This is a genomic window from Sphingomonas sp. P4_G2 (genome assembly GCF_056401155.1).
Genome location: NZ_JBFUJY010000008.1, coordinates 156,843 through 171,940 on the forward strand (window position 1 = coordinate 156,843; position 15,098 = coordinate 171,940).

9 protein-coding genes are annotated in these 15,098 nt (G+C 64.5%); 2 read left to right on the top strand and 7 right to left on the bottom strand.

The window, feature by feature from the left end:
* Window positions 1-206: 206 nt before the first annotated feature.
* The gene (locus tag AC1DRD_RS19910; RefSeq protein ID WP_478032015.1) at window positions 207-848 is read left to right on the top strand and encodes a PilZ domain-containing protein; all 642 of its coding nucleotides are present in this window, start codon (window positions 207-209) and stop codon (window positions 846-848) included.
* Window positions 849-961: 113 nt separating this feature from the next.
* On the opposite strand, the gene AC1DRD_RS19915 is transcribed toward AC1DRD_RS19910, so the two are convergent.
* From AC1DRD_RS19915 to bglX, 3 genes are all read right to left on the bottom strand, one after another.
* On the bottom strand, window positions 962-1,636 hold the full coding sequence (locus tag AC1DRD_RS19915) for a DUF6445 family protein (RefSeq protein ID WP_478032017.1): 675 nt from the start codon (window positions 1,634-1,636) through the stop codon (window positions 962-964).
* Window positions 1,633-4,002 carry a glycoside hydrolase family 31 protein gene (locus tag AC1DRD_RS19920; RefSeq protein ID WP_478042749.1) on the bottom strand — a complete coding sequence of 790 codons (2,370 nt, stop codon included), beginning with the start codon at window positions 4,000-4,002 and terminating at the stop codon, window positions 1,633-1,635. Before AC1DRD_RS19920 ends, AC1DRD_RS19915 begins: the two co-directional genes overlap by 4 nt.
* A 124-nt stretch (window positions 4,003-4,126) precedes the next feature.
* The gene (bglX, locus tag AC1DRD_RS19925; RefSeq protein ID WP_478042750.1) at window positions 4,127-6,400 is read right to left on the bottom strand and encodes a beta-glucosidase BglX; all 2,274 of its coding nucleotides are present in this window, start codon (window positions 6,398-6,400) and stop codon (window positions 4,127-4,129) included.
* 354 nt (window positions 6,401-6,754) lie between these two features.
* Between bglX and AC1DRD_RS19930 the strand changes: the two genes are divergently transcribed.
* The gene (locus tag AC1DRD_RS19930; protein ID WP_478042751.1) at window positions 6,755-9,805 is read left to right on the top strand and encodes a TonB-dependent receptor; all 3,051 of its coding nucleotides are present in this window, start codon (window positions 6,755-6,757) and stop codon (window positions 9,803-9,805) included.
* Between the two features lie 60 nt (window positions 9,806-9,865).
* Here AC1DRD_RS19930 and AC1DRD_RS19935 read toward each other — a convergent pair whose 3' ends face one another.
* The 4 genes from AC1DRD_RS19935 to AC1DRD_RS19950 all read right to left on the bottom strand — a co-directional run.
* Entirely contained in the window at window positions 9,866-11,386 is a 1,521-nt protein-coding gene (locus tag AC1DRD_RS19935; protein WP_478042752.1) for a tryptophan halogenase family protein, read from the bottom strand.
* A 112-nt stretch (window positions 11,387-11,498) separates the two neighbouring features.
* Entirely contained in the window at window positions 11,499-12,839 is a 1,341-nt protein-coding gene (locus AC1DRD_RS19940; RefSeq protein ID WP_478042753.1) for an HlyD family type I secretion periplasmic adaptor subunit, read from the bottom strand.
* Entirely contained in the window at window positions 12,836-14,623 is a 1,788-nt protein-coding gene (locus tag AC1DRD_RS19945; protein WP_478042754.1) for a type I secretion system permease/ATPase, read from the bottom strand. Before AC1DRD_RS19945 ends, AC1DRD_RS19940 begins: the two co-directional genes overlap by 4 nt.
* A gap of 178 nt (window positions 14,624-14,801) precedes the next feature.
* On the bottom strand, window positions 14,802-15,098 hold a 297-nt coding region (locus AC1DRD_RS19950; RefSeq protein ID WP_478042755.1), incomplete at its 5' end, for a hypothetical protein.

Sequence of the window (15,098 nt, forward strand, 5' to 3'; positions counted from 1 at the left end):
GATCGCCGTTACTTGGGGCCGCTCGTCAGCACTTCATTAACAAACCTCCGTCACAGTGGACACCGGTGGACTGCGGCCGATCGGACTTTCCCGGAGAAGACGCCGTTCAGCGGGAAGTGTATCGCGTAGGATGAAGCTGGAGCCGGCGCCGCTATCATGGCGAGCGTTGGCACCGTTGGAGTGACATTTTCGAAGTGGAGGGCCGCATGTTCGAATCGCGCGACGATGCGCCCCGGAGCAGTGCGCTATCGAGCGCAGCCCCGCTCGATGCGGAACGCCGCCACGGCGCGCGCCATATCGCAGTCATGCGCGTCGCGAAGCTGCACACGCGGCACGGCGAGGAACTCTGCCTGGTCCGCAATATCTCGCCCGGCGGATTGATGGCGAATATCTGGTCGGACTTGGCAATCGGCGACCTGCTGACCGCCGAGTTCAAGTCCGGGCACCGCGCCTCGGGCCATGTCGTATGGCGGCGCGAGAATCGCATCGGCATGCAATTCGACCAGGATATCGATGTGCCCATTGTGCTGGGCGGCGACGAGGATCCCGCGCCGGGTTTCCACGCGCGCGCGCCGCGCATCAACATCGCGGCGCGCGGCCGCCTGCGTTGCGGCGCGCATTATTATGCCGTCGATCTGCGCGACATCTCGCAAGGTGGCGCGCGCATCACGTCCGCCGATCCCAATGTCTGGGAAAAGATCGACGGGCCGATCGTGCTGACCGTGACTGGCCTGCCGCCGATCGAAGGCACTGCGCGCTGGCACGATTCGAGCAATGCCGGGCTCGCGTTCAATACCCCGATTCCGCTCGACACGATCGCCCGCTGGATCGCCGCGAACCGCGGCTAGGCTAGTTTCGTCGTCCCCCGTTCCGTCACCCCAGCGAAAGCTGGGGTCTCGGGCGAAAGCGCAATCCGGCTTGAGATCCCAGCTTTCGCTGGGATGACGCTAAGCGGAAACGATCATCCTCTGTGCCCCTTGATGAAGATGTTGGCGGTCAGCCGCCCCAGGCGCGGATCGGCGCTGAACGCCATGTCGGGCGGAATAATCCCTGAATGGAGCATCGCCCCGCGATAGATCGCCAGCCGATCGCGCACGCCTTCGATCTGCCCGATCTGCTCGTAATGCTGGTTGGAACCGTGAGTGTATCCCGACAGATCGCCGTTCACGCGACGTGCAGTCGTAACGAAGCGCTCGACATTGCGGTCGTCGACCAGTTCGATGCCCGTCGCGCGCTGGCGAAAGAAGGCGGTGCCGGTTGTGTCGCTGAGATAATGAAGCAGTGCGAGATAATTGGAGTCGGTCGAATCGAAATGCGGGGCGCGTTGCGCCGGGTCGAGGGTCGCAGGCGCGCTCGTCACCATCGAGAAGCTCGCCTCGATCAGGTCGAACGTGTCGACATCGAACCCGCCGCCAATGAACGGCGCGGCGGCCCTGAGCAGCCGCTCGACATAGCCATAAGCATCGTCGCCCGTCTCAATCGGCCGGCGCAGTCCGGGGTAATAGCTGCCCGAACTTGACGGGAACGGTGCCATCGCCGCGGCCAATTCGACCAACTCGTCCACGGCGCCGGTGAAATCGTCGATGACGACCACCGGGCTCTGCGCCTCGCCGACATGACGCAGTTCGGGGGTCATGGCTGGATCGCGATCCGTGCTCCTCTGGGCAGATCGGGAAGCGAGAAGCGCAGCGCGCCATCGGCGACCCGGACGGCAATCCGCTTCGATCCCATCGTCACCTTGGGCACGCCGCCTTTCCAACCGTGGATCGCCACGTCGAATCCGCTCCACCACGGTTTGTAACTGCCGGTGCGCGGCTCGAAACTAAGCGACCCCGCGTCGCAGCGGATCGCCTGACGCAGGAAGCCGCCGCGCTGATAGGCGAAACTGACCCCGTCATCGAGATAGAGTGAGCCGGTGCAGTCATTGCCCGGATAGACGTTGATCTCCAGCGCGCCCTTGGGCGTCTCGCCGGTCGACTGGACGAGCGGCTGGCGCGGAATGATCGCGCCGGGGCGGACGAATACCGGCAAGCGATCGAGCCTGGGCGTTTCCCTGACCGACGCGCCCTGGACCTGCTCGCCGGTCCAGTAATCGTACCAGCCGACGCCGGGCAGGCCGATATCGTATGGCGCGGGCGATTCCCAGGTCTGCGGTGGCGCGATCAGCAAGTCGCGGCCGAGCATGAACTGATCCTCGGTGCCGCCGACGCGGTCGCCACCCTTCACCACCGCGGGATATTCGAGCACCACCGGACGCATCAGCGGCAGACCAGTACGGCTATTCTCCTCGGCCAGGCCGTAGAGATAGGGCATCAGCCGATAGCGTTCCTCGATATAGCGGCGGCGGATATTCTCCTGCTGCGCGCCATGCACCCACACTTCCTGCTCGGGTTTCCCCTTCTGGTAATGGTCGCGCATGATCGGGTTGAACGCGCCGATTTCGATCCAGCGAGTGAGCAATTCGGGCGACGGCGCGTTGCCCGCGAATCCGCCGATATCGGCACCCGAGTAGGAGAAGCCCGACAGGCCGAGGCTGGAAAGTTGCGTCGTCGACAGCGACAGATGCGCCCAGCTCGATGTGTTGTCGCCGGTCCAGGTCGCCGAGCAGCGTTGGCCGCCCGCATAGGAGGCGCGGGTCATCACGAACGGCCGGCGATCGGGCGCGAGCTTTTTCACGCCTTCGTAGGTCGCGCACGAATTGAGCATGCCGGTGATGTTGTGCGTCTCCGCCTGGGTGGTCTTGCGCGTCTTGAAGCCCGGCGAGTCGATCGTGTTGACGATTTCGATCGGCATCGTCTTGGTCGGCGAATTGAACACCGCCGGCTCGTTCATGTCGTTCCAGAAGCCGGCGACGCCCATGCCGACAAACTCGGCATAATTGCGCCCCCACCAGTCGCGCGCCTTGGCCTGGGTGAAATCGGGGAACACCGCGGCACCCGGCCAGACCGGACCGACGAATGGGGTGCCGTCGGGGTTCTTCATGAACACATCCGCCGCTATCCCGCTGTCGTATGGCGCATAGCCCTGGTTCGGCGCGCTCGCGATGTGGAGGTCGGTGATGACCACCAATTTCATCTTCATCGCGTCGAGCTTGGAGACCAGCCCGCGCAAATCGGGATAGGCCTTCTCGTCGACCGTAAACGGGCGGTTGCGGTCCTGATAATCAATGTCGAGCCACAGCACGTCGGCCGGAATCTTGTCGTTGCGCAGGCGGTCGGCGATGCCCTGCGCCTGGACCTGGGTCATGTAGCTCCAGCGCGATTGCTGGAAGCCGAGCGCCCATTTCGGCGTCAGCGGCGCCGGACCGGTCAGGTACGCATAATCCTGGACAATGTCCTTGGGCGTCGCCCCGGTCATCACGTAATAATCGACTCCGCCGCCCTCGGCGCCGAACGAGAAGGCCGCGCGCTCGGATTTGCCCAGATCCATGAACCCGCGCCACGTATTGTCCATGAACAGGCCGTACGTGCCACCCGCCTCGTTCAGGCCGATGACGAAGGGGATCGACTTGTAGATCGGGTCGGTCGCGGGCGTATAGCCGAACTGGTCGGTGTTCCAGAAGGTATAGGCCCCGCCGCGCCGGTCGAGCGGGCCGGTCTTGTCGCCGAGCCCAAAGAAATGCTCGTCATTCGGCATCGCCTTGCGGACGCGGAAACCTCCATTGTCGAAGCGGATCGGCGCGCCGGGAGCGTCGGCCAGGATCGTTTTGCCTGAAAGATCGGTGATGGTGATCGCCAGCGTCTTGTCGTCGATGCGAACGATCAGCTGTGACGTGCGGATTTCGGTGGTGTCGCCTTTGTCGCTGATCGCCAGCGGCACGCGGGTTTCACGCGATTGGGGCAGGACAGCCCAGGAGGCGTCCTCGGGCAATGAGCCTTCGCCCGCACGAACGCGGATGATGTCCGCGCGCGGCGCGCTGATCTCGATTTTGATGCCGTTGGCGGAGGCGGTGTAATGGTCGACCGGCTTCGCCGCCGCGACCCCAGGGACGAGCGCCAGCACCGACGCAGCCAATCCCAGCCAGTGCTCCTGCGAAAGCAGGAGCCTAGAGTCACGAGCGACACGGCCTGCGACCCTGGGTTCCTGCTTTCGCAGGAACACTGACTTGGACACATGTCGCCGCATTCTATGCTCCAGCCTTGAGGACGAAGGTGGCGGGGGTGCCCGCCATCGCATTGGGCGCGATCCATACATCGAACGCGCCTGGCTCGGCATAGCTCTTCTTGTCGGGATGGACGAAACCGAGATCGGCGCGGCTCAAGGTGAAACTCACGGTCGCGCTCTGCCCCGGCTCGAGATCGAGATGCTTGATGCCTTTCAGCGAGCGCACTGGCTGGGTCAGGCTCGCCACCTTATCGTTGATATAGAGCTGCGCGACCTCGTGCATCGCCCGAGTGCCGGTATTGGTGACGGTCGCGGTGACGGTGACCGATCCCGCCCAGGGAATGCTCGCTGCACTGACGCTCGTCGCCGAATAGCTCGCGCTCGAATAGGTCAGGCCATGGCCGAACGGATAGAGCGGCTCGTCGGTCACTTCGCGATAGCGCGCCTTGTAGGCCTTGTCCTCGGTCAGCTGCGGACGCCCGGTGCGGCGGTGATTGTAATAAAAGGGCTCCTGGCCCGAGGCTTGCGGGAAACTGACCGGCAAGCGCCCCTGGGGGGCGTAATCGCCGAACACCACATCGGCGATCGAATTGCCCGTCTCAGAGCCCAGGAACCAGGTCGCCAGGATCGCTGGCGCGTTCTTCACCGCACCGGTCAGCGCCAGCGCGCGCCCGTGGCGGAGCAGTACCACGATCGGCTTGCCGGTCGCGGCGACCGCCTCGGCCAAGGCCAGCTGCGGCGCGGGGATGCCGATATCGACGCGCGCTTGCGCCTCGCCCGACATGCTGGCGCTTTCGCCGAGCAGCAGCACGACGACGTCGGCGTCCTTCGCCAGGCGCACCGCCTTGTCGAGTTCGCCATCGATCACTGCCTCATAGTCCGACCCACGCGTCACACTCAACTTGGCTTTGCCGTCCAGCGCGGCGCGGAACCCTTCCTCGACCGTCACGCAGCTTTCGTAATCGGGAAAATTGGCCCAGGGGCCCGGATAATCGCCCTTCTGGCTCACCGCCGGCCCGATCAGCGCGATCTTTCCCTGCTTCTTCAGCGGCAGCAGATTGCCCTCGTTCCTGAGCAGCACCATCGACTTGCGCCCCGCCTCGCGTGCCAGTGCGATCGCGTCCGGGCGGCGCACGTCGCGCGCCTCGCGCACCGGGTCGAGCGAGCGGTAGGGGTTGGCGAACAATCCCATCGCCTTCTTGACGTAGAGCACCCGCCGCACCGCGGTATCGACCACCGACATCGGAATCCGCGCGCTCTTCACGAGGTCTGGCAAGTGCTTCCAATAGAGGCCCGACTGCATCGAGATATCGCACCCCGCGGTCAGTGCCTTGACCACCGCATCGGGGCCGTCGGCGGCGTAACCGTGCAGGATCAACTCCTCTTCCGAGGTATAGTCGCTGACGACGAGGCCCTTGAATCCCCATTCGCCGCGCAGGATGTCGGTCAGCAGATAATGGTTGGCGGTCGACGGCACCCCGGCAATGTCGTTGAAGCTCGACATGGTGGTGATCGCGCCGGCATCGAACGCCGCCTTGAATCCCGGCAAATGCACTTCGCGCAAGGTCGTCTCGGGGATGTCAGCGGTGTTATACTCCATCCCGCCCTGCACCGCGCCATAGGCCGCGAAATGCTTCGGGCAGGCGAGCATCGAATCGTCGCGACGGATATCCGGCCCCTGGAAACCGCGGACGCGCGCGCGGGCCAATTGCACGCCGAGCCAGGTGTCTTCGCCCGATCCTTCGACCACACGCCCCCAGCGCTGATCGCGCGCGACATCGACCATCGGCGCGAAGGTCCATTGGATGCCCTTGGCCGACGCCTCGACCGCCGCGGCGCGCGCGGTACGCTCGGCCAGGCCGGGATCGAAGCTGGCGGATTCGCCCAGCGGCACCGGGAAGCTGGTCTTCATCCCGTGGATGACGTCGCCCGCGAAGATCAGCGGGATTTTGTGCGGCGATTCCTCGATCGCCACGCGCTGCAACTCGCGGCCGATCGTGGTGCCGATGCCGTTGAACAGCCCGACGATCGCGCCACGCCGGATGCGCGCCTTGAGCTCGTCGATCCCTTGCTTGGCGAGGCCTGGGTTGAGCACCGGTCCCTCGGTCCGTGCCGCCAGCGGGTCGGAATAGATCGACAGCTGACCCGCTTTGTCCTGGATGCTCATCTTGGCGATCAGCCGCTCGATGAACGGGTCGGTCGCCGGCACCGCTTTGGCGAGCGCGGGCAGCCCCGCCGACACCATCGCGACCGCTGACGCGCCCTTCAGGAGAGTTCGGCGGGACAGATCGGTCATGGCTTTTACTCCGCTTGTGATGCCGTCCCGCAACAGGCCCGGCAAATCCGGCCCCGCGCGATTCGCGGCAGTCGATTTCTGCTTGGCGAATGCGCATGAAACCGGTTACGGTGCAACTGTGGAACCGGTTACGCGACCGTGAGAGTCGACCCCGTCCACCCGGCAGAGCTTGCCGGCGGAGGAGAGGATTCAGATCAAGGCGATGGCTGCAAGCCAATCACACCCAGCGATAGCCGAAGGGCGCCCGGACGGCACCGGCGACCGCCATGCGCGGCGCGCGCGAAGCATTGTGACATCATAACCGACAAACAACTGGACAAAGGGCGCTCGCGCCCGCGTGCAAGGGGAATTGAGATGACGAACCTGATGAGGGCCAGCCTGCGGACAGCACTCGCGACCACCATCCTGGCCGGCGGCGCGCTTGCGCTGGCCATGCCGGCTTCCGCGCAGACGACCTCGACCATTCAAGGACATGTCGATGGTGCCGCCGCTGGCGCGACCGTGGTGCTCACGGATACGAACACCGGCCATCAGGATACCGTCAAGGTCGACGCCAATGGCAATTACGTGTTGGTGGGGGTCCCGCCGAGCACCTATCGCGTAGCCTCGGGCGACAAGTCCGTCATCGTCGTCGTGCCGCTGGGCCAGGCAGTCACCGCTGATCTGATCGCGGCGCCGGAGAACACCAAGGACATCGTCGTGACTGGTTCGCGCGCCCGCGACGTCAAGACGCCGACCATCAGCACCAACATCTCGCGCTTCCAGCTCGAGAATCTGCCGAACGGCGACCGCAACTTCCTGAACTTCGCCGCGCTGGCGCCCGGCGTCACCGTCGAAGCCCCCACGCTCGGCGGCAGGGCGCGTCGGGTTCAGGCGGGCGGCGTCAATTCGGACAATACCAACACGTTCATTGACGGCATCAGCATCAAGAACCTGGTCAACCACGGCGGCACGCTCGGGCAGAACCTATCCTCGGGCAACCCGTTCCCGGCATCGGCGGTCGACCAGTTCGACGTCCAGACGCAGAACTTCAAGGCAGAGTTCGAGCAATCGGGATCGGCCGTGATCTCGTCCGTGACGAAAACGGGCGGCAACGAATTCCACGGCGAGCTCTTTGGCGAATGGCAGCCCAAGGCGTTCATCAGCGAGAATTTCGACGACCGGCCGGGTGGCCGCAACAACGCGACGCGCCCGTACAAGCAGAAGCCCGATTTCGACACCAAATATTATGGCGGCAATCTCGGCGGCCCGATCATCAAGGACAAGCTGACGTTCTTCGTCGATTTCGAAGGGACCAAGAAGACCTTCGGCTCGAATGATATCGGCGTCTATCCGACATCAACACAATTTCCCACCGGATTAAGCGCTCCCACTCCTGCAGCGGCAGCCTATGCTCAAAGCGCCCGGTCGCAATATAACGGCAGTTTCGCGGCGGACTTCAATGAGAAGCTGTATTTCGGCAAGTTGACATTTTTCGCGACGTCGCAAGATACCATCAATGTCAGCGCGTTCATTCGTAACGAGTCCAATCTCCAGATCAACGGAGGTGTGACGACGACCGACGCATCGACGAGGAACCGAAACGACGAGCACCGGTATCAGCTCACTTGGGCTCACCGCGGTGAAAATTGGCTCAATGAGTTCATCTTCGCGCGCGATGCCGCAGCCAACGGGGCGATACCCAATACTCCTGGTTCATCCTATGTCGTCGTCGATGGTGGTCCGGGAAACACACCGAACGTGGGCAGTGCGAGAGTTATCGCCCTTGGCGGGACGAATTTTACGCAGGATGACCATCAGTATCAGACGCTATTCAAGGACAATGTGACGTTTTTCGGTGGCGCGCATACGGTCAAGGCCGGTGTGAAGGTCAATTTCACCAAACTGCAGCGCCTTGAGGATAACAATAGCCAGGGCACATTCTTCTATAACGGCAATACTTTCACCGGAATCGGTTCGTCGACGCCCTTCGCAGCGTCGATCAACACTGCCGCGGTCCAGCCGGTCACCGCGAAGAACACCGAGGTGGGCCTGTTCATCCAGGACGACTGGAAACCCGACGACCATTGGCAGGTCAGCGCTGGCCTGCGTTGGGACTATGAGTCCAATTCGCGCAACGAAAAGTTCGTGACGCCGGCCAACATTGCGGCCGCGATCCGCGCCTATCCTGGCTGGAAGGCAGCGGGAATCAACCCTGACGACTACATCTCGACCGGCAGCAATCGTAAGCCGTTCACGGGCGCGTTCCAGCCCCGTCTGGGCATCTCCTACGATGTGAAGGGCGATCGCGACCTGGTCTTCACGATCGGCGGCGGCCGTTACTACAACCGGTCGTTGTTCATCGATTCCGCGCTGGAGACTATCAAGGACGTTTACGAATCGGTCGTGACCATCAACACGCCGCCCAATTGTACCCTGGGCACCCTGGGCTGCGTCACGACGATCCCGACCGACGTCACCGCACTGCGTGCGCTGGCCGCGATGCGGGGCGGCGAAGTGCACCTGATGAACAACAACACCAAGGTGCCCTATTCCGACCAGTTCAGTTTCGGCATCCGGAAGCGGCTCGGCAAGATCAACACCTCGATCAGTTTCTCGTACATCAAGTCGCACAACATCTATCAGGAAGTCGTCGGCAATCGGAATCCGGACGGGAGCTACAATCCGGGCGGCAACCCGGTCTTCACCTACGACGGCAACGTCTATGCAGGCGGCATCTTCTTCCCGTCAGGCGCCCTCAGCACCGCGCCGTTGCCTGGCTACGGCAGCATCTTCATCGGCAACAGCGACGGCAAGGCCACCTATGCCGCGTTGTACCTGCAGGCCGACAAGCCCTACACTGAGGAATCTGGCTGGGGCTTCAGCACGACGCTGACCATTTCCAGCGCCCGGTCCAACGACTCACGCAATGGCGCCAATATCGGCGATCCCTTCAACTTCGATGCGCCAACGATCGGCGCCCAGGGCTGGGGCAGGTCGAGCGGGCTCGAGCGGTGGCGGTTCGTCGGCACGGGTACTGTCCGGTTACCGCTGGATATCCGCGCAACGACCTTCCTGACCCTGTCGTCGGGGCCATATTATGGCGGCGTCCTGTGCGGCATTCCCGCTCCCGCCGTCGACGGCTGCTACACGACCAATTTCGGCATCTACAAGCCGGGCGGCATCGGCTACGCGAACATCGACTTCAATTTCTCCAAGACGTTCAAGATGCCGTGGGCGAAGTCGCATGAGCTGACCGTCTATTTCCAGGCACTCAACGCGTTCGACATGGTCAACCGCAACTACTCGATGTGGGGCGGCGGCTTCCGTAACGTCGGCGACGCCGGCGCGAGCGGCCGGTACGATCTGGGCGGCGTGGCGAGCCAAGGCCGCAACTTCAAGGTCGGCGCCCGCTACAAGTTCTGACACCGTCGGTTTCGCAGACGAAAAGGGGGCGGGTCGAGCTATCGATCCGCCCTTCTTCGTTCAGGCGGCGATCGCCGGCGCCTTGCAATAACGATCGATGAAGGCGGCGTGATCGGGCATCCGTCCCGCGGCATCGGCAATCACTTCCTCGATATCCGCCAGGAACGACCTGCGGACCTCGGCCGGCATGATCGCCGCATGGGGATCGTGTCCCATCGCGAACCCCTGCCCCAGCAACACCTGGACCCAGCTTTCGACACGGAACAGTTCGGCCGCCGCGCGCTTGTAGAAGCGGCCCGACGACGCGAACAGCTCAAGCCGCTCGGTCAGGCTGTCCGGGACCGCCATGTGCTTGAGATAGCGCCAGTAAGGCGTTCCCTCGCGCTCGGTCACCTTGTAGTGCGCGACGATGAAGTCGCGCACGTCGGTGAATTCGAAATCGTGCTGGCGGTTATATTCTGCAACATCGGCGGCGGCGAACCCGCGGTGCGGGAACAGGCCGAGCAGCTTGATGATCCCGGTCTGGATGAGGTGGATGCTGGTCGATTCGAGCGGCTCGAGAAACCCCGACGACAGGCCGATCGCGACGACATTCTTCTCCCACGCCTTGCGCCTTTTGCCCGGCCGAAACCGCACCGGCCGCGGATCGGCGAGCGGCTTGCCATCGAGATTGGCGAGCAGCACCGACGCCGCTTCATCGTCCGAGATGTGGTTGCTCGAATAGACGTGACCGTTGCCGGTGCGGTGCTGGAGCGGGATCCGCCACTGCCAGCCGTGATCGCGCGCGGTCACCCGAGTATAAGGCGTGAGCGGCGACACGCGCTCGCACGGCACCGCCAGTGCGCGGTCGTTGAGCAGCCAGTGGTTCCAGTCCTCATAGTCGATGCCGAGCGCCTGGCCGATCAACAGCGCGCGCATCCCCGAGCAATCGACGAACAGGTCGCCACCGACCGTTCGCCCGTCTTCCATCACGAGGTGGTCGACATAGCCGGTCTCGCCATCGAGCTTGACGTCGACGACCTTGCCCTCGATCCGCTCGACCCCCGCCGCTTCCGAGCGCACGCGCAGATAGCGCGCGAGCAGCGACGCATCGAACTGATAGGCGAAGTCCAGGCCGGCCAGTGGCGACGCCGGGTTGCGCGAATCCGGAAAGGCGAATTTGTTCGCCATCCCGGCTGTGCAATTGAGCGCGTAATCGTCGAAATGTCGCCCCTTGCCCGCTGCGCGCTCGAGCAACCACAATTGGTGCGTGTGCAGCCACATGAAGTCCTGGCCGATCCGCCCGAAGCCGTGGAAATAACGATCCTGGCCGTTCTTCCAGTCGACGAAATCGATCCCCAGCTTGAAGGTCGCCTGGGTCGCGCGGATCATCTCGACCTGATCGATCTCGGCGATGGTCATATAGTCGCGGATCGCCGGGATCGTCGCTTCGCCCACCCCGATGATGCCGATCTCGTCCGACTCGATCAGCCGGATCTCGTAGCTCTTGAACAGGTGCGAAAGCAGCCCGGCAGTCATCCACCCCGCAGTGCCGCCGCCGACAATGGTAATGGTCTTGAGCGGCGCGTTGGGCGCGGTCATGCGATGATCCCCTCGGACGGCGTTCGATCGACGAAGTGCGCGGCGCCTTGCCCGAACCTTAGACCAGCCACCCCGCCCCGGTAAACGGTTCCATCAGCGGCGGGTCTGCACCCTAACCCTCGCTGCGCATCGAATAGCGCAATTGGTCGAGCAGCGGCTTGACCAGGAACGACAGGATCGAGCGGTCGCCGGTCTCGACGAAGGTCTCGGCCGGCATGCCTGCCTTGAGCGCGATCTGCGGCGCCCTCGCCAGCGCGCCGGCGTCTAGCCGCACCTTGATCCGATAATAGCTCTGGCCGGTGCGCTGGTCGGAGGTCAGGTCGGGCGAGACGAAGATCAGCTTGCCGGAAATGTCCGGCGTGGTCTGACGGTTGAAGCCCGAAAAGGTGACTCGCGCGGCCTGACCGACGCGAACCTGGTCGACATCCTGCGGGCGAATCCGCGCCTCGACGATCATAGTGTCGCGATCGGGCACGATCTGGAGCAGCGGCTGCGTGGGCGGCACCGCGCTGCCGATCGTGGTATAGGCGATCTTGTCGACCACGCCCGATTGCGGCGCGCGGATCTCGCTGCGGTCGACCGTGTCGGTGGTGGTGGCGACGCGGACTTGCTGGTCGTTGAGCTGGCCGACCACCTCGGCCAGCTGGGTGCCGGCGTCGCTGCGGATCTGCTTGTCGACGTTGAGGATCTGCTCGTTCGCCTCGGAAATATGCGCGCGCGCCTCGGCGATGTTCGATGCGAGCGCGGCCTTGCTACCCTTCATCTGGACCGCGGTGCGCTCCATCTCGTTGAGACGGTTGATCGTCACCAGCTGGCGGTCGTGGAGTTTGCGCAGCCCGGCGAGCTCGGGCTCGATCAGGGTCATCTGGCTTTCGATCGCCGCGATCTGCGCCTGATAGCTGGCGATCTGCTCATCATATTGGCGCACGCGCTGATTGAGCAATGCGATCGATCCGTCGCGCTCGCGCCGGCGCAGCGCGAACAATTGCCGCTCGCGTGCCATCGCTTCGCTGGCACGCGCGTCGGCCTTGGTAGTGAGGTCGGGCGGGAACAGGATCGAGGAGGCGCCGTCACGTTCCGCTTCGAGCCGCGCGCGCCGCGCGAGCAATTGCTCGAGGCCCAACGCGGCGGACTCGGCGCCGACCGACGACACGCCCTGGTCGAGCCGCATCAGCAGCTGCCCCTTGGCGACATGATCGCCATCGCGGACCATCAACGCCTTGAGGATGCCGCCGGTCGGATGGATCAGCGTCTTCACGTTCGATTCGACCGCGACCTCGCCCGACCCGACCACCGCGCCGCCGACCTGGAGGATCGCCGACAGACCGAAAAAGCCGAGCACCAAAGCGGCGATCAGCACATAAGCGCGCCGCGTACGGAGACGCAGCCGCTCGGCACCGGGATCGGGCTCGGCATCGGGCCAGAAAGCGTGGAGCGGGACTTGCGCGGTCATTGCCCGGCCTTCTTGCTGACGACCAGTCCGCCGGGTCCCTTGCCGCCACTCCCGTCGCGCGCCACCGGATCGGACCGGGGTGCTTGCTGCGGTGGCGGCGCGAGCTTGGCCAGCACCTCGTCGCGCGGCCCGAAGGCTTGCGCGGTGCCGCCGCGCATCACCAGCAACAGATCGACCACGCTCAATATCTCGCGGCGATGCGCGACCAGCAGGACGATGCCGCCCCGCGCCTTCACCCCGGCGACCGCGCGCGCCAGTGCCACCTCGCCATCGGGGTCGAGGTTCGAATTGGGCTCGTCGAGCACGACCAGGAACGGGTCGCGATAGAGCGCGCGGGCAAGCGCGATGCGCTGGCGCTGGCCGGCCGACAATTGCTGGCCGTCCTCGCCGACCTGGAGGTCGTAGCCGCCCGGCAATTGCACGATCAGCTCGTGCACGCCCGCCGCCTTGGCCGCGGCGATCACCACGTCGGACGGCGCCCCGACCTCGAACCGCGCGATATTCTCGGCGATCGTGCCGGCGAACAACTCGACCGATTGCGGGACATAGCCGATCGAGCGGCCGAGCGTCTCGCTATCCCATTGCTGGATCGCCGCGGCGTCGAGCCGGACCGCACCCTTGGCCGCTTTCCACACCCCGAGCACGCCGCGCACCAGCGACGATTTGCCCGACGCGCTGGGCCCGATGATCCCGACGACTTGCCCTGCCTGCGCCTGGAAACTGACCCCGGCGACGGTGGTCAGCTGGCTGCCCGGCGGGGTCAACGAGAGATTGTCGACGATCAGCGACTTGGCCGGCGGCGGCAATTCGGTACGCTCGCCGACCGGCGGCGGCACTTGCCCGAACAATTTGTCGAGCCGCGCCCAGGCCTGGCGCGCGCCGACGAAATGCTTCCAATTGGCGATCGCCGCATCGACTGGCGCCAGCGCGCGGCCCGACAGGATCGAGCTGGCGAAAATGATCCCCGCGGTCGCCTTGCCGTCGATCACCAGCATCGCACCAACGGTCAGCACGACCGATTGCAGCACCATCCGCGCCACCTTGCTGATCCCCGACAAGGTCGCGGTGGTGTCGGTCAAGGTCGCCTGCTGGTCGAGATAATCGTGATGGATCCGCCGCCATTGCAGCATCAGCCGGTCGCGCATGCCGAGCGCGGTGATGATCTCGGCATGGCGCCATTGGCGATCGGCGAGCAGGCGCCGCTTCGCCGCCGCCTGCGCGACCGCCGCGACATGGCGCCCGCTGACGCGTTCGGCGACCAGGGTCAGCGCGGCGAGGCCCAGCATCCCGACCAGGGTCACCACGCCCAGCCAGTAATGCACTGCGGTCAGGATGATCAGGAACAGCAGGATCCAGGGCAGATCGATCAGCGCCGGCGGCCCCGCGCTGGCGATGAACGCGCGCAATTGGTCGAGGTCGCGCACCGGGCTGACCTGTTCCTTGGCCTCGGGCCGTTCGAGCGCGATCCGCGCTTCGATCGCCTGGACGCGCCCCGACAGCGAGCGGTCGAGCGACGCGGCGACGTCGGCCAGCATCTTCGAGCGCATCACGTCGAACACGCCGTAAAAGGCGTAGGCGATCAGGATCATCGCGAAGACGCTGAACAAGGTCGGCAGGCTCTGCGCCGGCAGCACGCGGTCATAGACCAGCATCAAATACAGCGAGCCGGTGATCGTTAGAATGTTGATGAACGCACTGAGCGCGACGATCGCGCCGAACCCCCCGCGCAGCTTGGCCAGCGCGGCGCGAATTTCGGATTCCTTATGGCCCCCGGGGCGCGCCATTGTACGCTTTCTACTGATCGACCTCGATCGATAGACGCATACTCGAATGAATCCAATGCGATCGTTACGCTGCCGCGGTCACAAGATGCAATTCCACCTCACGCAGTTGTACCGCAGCAACGTCCCGCGAGGCGATGGAGTTGGTTTGCGCCAACCCATCGCTACGGCGGGTTACCGCTCAGCCATGCAGGACCGAGATTGCGGCGATCCCACCATGCCAGGTGCCGTCGGTGCCGAGGTCGGCCATGAACGGCTGCATCTGCACCGCGGCGGCGCTGTTGCCGACCCCGATGAAGTCGCCTGAGTGGAGTTGCGCGGTAGTGACCCCGGTCAAGGTCAGCTGGTCGCCATTGCCGAGGTCGATCACCGCGTTGCCGCCGACATCGTGGGTAGCGTTGATCACGTCCTGGTAGCTGGCAAAGCCGATCGCGGTGAGGTCGATCTTGTCGGTCCCTGCCACGAAGTCGCCGATACT